Consider the following 2,504-nt stretch of genomic DNA (forward strand, 5'->3'; position numbering starts at 1 on the left):
AAATGAATAATTATATTACTTTAAGAGAAACTAAACCTATGTAAAGATAACGAAAAATAAATGAGGTGTTTAAATGGTATTTTACATATCTATAATCTTTATTGGAATATTTGTTTTATGGGGACTTATCTCATCAAATACTTTAAGTTACTTAGCCACATCAGCTTTACATTTTACAACATCAAAATTTGGCTGGCTATTTCTCATAATAACATTCACTATTCTAGTTTTTATAATTTGGCTTGCACTTAGCAAATATGGAAGACTAAAACTTGGAAAGGATACTGATAAACCTAAGTTTAATAATATAACTTGGTTTTCTATGCTTTTCAGTGCTGGTATGGGAATCGGAATTATATTTTGGGGCGTTGCAGAGCCTCTTGACCATTATATTTTTCCACCACTTGGAATTGAACCAATGACAACAAAGGCTGCAAATGCTGGAATGATGTATTGCTTCTTCCACTGGGGATTACATGCCTGGGCTATTTACTCCTTTGTTGGGCTTGTCATAGCTTACTTTAAATTTAGAAAAGGCAAAAAACTTTTAGTTAGTGAAACAATCACACCACTATTTAAAGATACTTTTCCCCTGAAAAAAGCTATTATTTTAATTGTAGATATTCTTACAATAATAGCTACAGCTTTTGGAGTAGCAACCTCCCTTGGGCTTGGAGCACTACAAATTAATGGTGGACTTAATAATATCTTTGGGGTACCAATTACTACTTTTGTTCAGATAATAATTATAGCAGTTGCTACTGTGCTATTCTTAATATCCTCATCAACGGGACTTGAAAAAGGAATTAAAATTTTAAGTAATGCAAATATAGCTATTGCAGTTCTCCTTTTATTATTTGTTTTCACACTTGGACCAACTGCTAAGATACTTGAGATTTTTACAAATACCCTTGGTGAATACTTCCAAAACATTATCTCACTTAGTCTAAGACTTAGACCATTTAATGACTCAAGTTGGATTGCTAACTGGACTTTATTCTACTGGGCTTGGTGGATTGCTTGGTCACCATTTGTTGGAGTATTTATAGCAACTATTTCACAAGGTAGAACTATTAGAGAATTTGTTCTTGGAGTTTTACTTGTCCCAACAGTTTTCAGTTTCTTCTGGTTCTCAGTATTTGGAGGTACCGCTTTAAACCTTCAAATGAATACGAGCCTTGATTTAACTAATCTTGTAAAAAACAATATTTCCTCAACTTTATTTGTAACGCTTAGAAGTCTGCCACTTGGCACAATCCTAAGCGTTATATGTATAATTTTAATTATGACTTTCTTTGTTTCATCAGCAGACTCTGCTACATATGTACTTGGAATGTTTAGTTCAAATGGAGATGTTAACCCTAAAGTTTCAACAAAAATAATTTGGGGTGTACTTGAATCTGGAGTTGCAGTGTCACTACTTATGAGTGGTGGACTGAAAGGCCTACAAACTATGTCAATTTTAACTGCCCTGCCCTTTAGCATTATACTCATACTAATGTTTGCCTCATTTATAAAGGAGCTTAAAAGTGAATCTCCTCTTCTTAAAGCAAAAAATAAAACTAAACCAATAAAAGATGAATAAAAAATGGATGTGATTTCAAAAATCACATCCATTTTTATATTTTAAAATTACATATAATATAAAGGTATCCAGCTTCATATTTTGCATCTACACTACCATACATTTTTTCTATTAACGTCTTTACAATAGCAAGTCCAAGTCCTGTATTAATATTATTACTTCTTGATACATCATGCTTATAAAACTTATTAAATATTACACTTATATCTTCTTTATTCAAATCATCAGCTTTATTTACCACTTCTAAAACTACCTTATCATCTTTTCTTACTAAACTTATTTTAACCTTCCCATATGAATGTTTTATTACATTACCCATTAAATTTTCTATAACTCTTTTAGTACCTATAGTATCTGCAAATACAAATAAATCTTCACTCTCTATCTGTAAATCAAGTTCTAAGCTACTTTCTTCAAATTGATTATAAAAACTTGTTACTGTATCAAAAGTTAATTCACTTAAATTTATCTTCTCTATATTAAGTTTATAGTCTTTTTCCTCAATTACTGATAACATAAAAAACTGACTTATTAGACTTTGTAAATCTTTAGCTTTATCCTCTGCTTTCGCAAGGTAGAGTTTCTTTTTATCATCTGAAACTTCAATATTTTTCCCCATTTGAATATATCCAATAACAGATGTAAGAGGTGTCCTTAAATCATGAGATATACTCGATATAAGTCCCTTTAATTCTTCTTGTGATTTTTTATCACTAAGCCTTAAATTATTAGATATTTCAAGCTGTCTATTTATAGATATAGCTAAATTTTCTATATCTTTATTTCTAAAACTTATATCAATTTTCTGCCTAGTTTTAAGCTCATTATAATTATCAATCTTCTTTGTTATCCGTCTTATTTCTTTAACAAAAAAATATATAAAAGAGGCTAAAACTATTATAACTATTATTAAAAAAAC

2 protein-coding genes are annotated in these 2,504 nt (G+C 29.9%); one reads left to right on the forward strand and one right to left on the reverse strand.

Annotated elements, in window-relative coordinates:
* Nucleotides 1-73 precede the first annotated feature (73 nt).
* The gene (locus tag Q0V15_RS12960; protein ID WP_297439557.1) at nucleotides 74-1,585 is read left to right on the forward strand and encodes a BCCT family transporter; all 1,512 of its coding nucleotides are present in this window, start codon (nucleotides 74-76) and stop codon (nucleotides 1,583-1,585) included.
* 34 nt (nucleotides 1,586-1,619) lie between these two features.
* On the opposite strand, the gene Q0V15_RS12965 is transcribed toward Q0V15_RS12960, so the two are convergent.
* Nucleotides 1,620-2,504, reverse strand: an 885-nt coding sequence (locus tag Q0V15_RS12965) for a sensor histidine kinase KdpD (protein WP_297439558.1), incomplete at its 5' end; no start/stop codon positions are given.

It is taken from the genome of uncultured Clostridium sp. (genome assembly GCF_947036855.1).
Taxonomy (GTDB): domain Bacteria; phylum Bacillota; class Clostridia; order Clostridiales; family Clostridiaceae; genus Sarcina.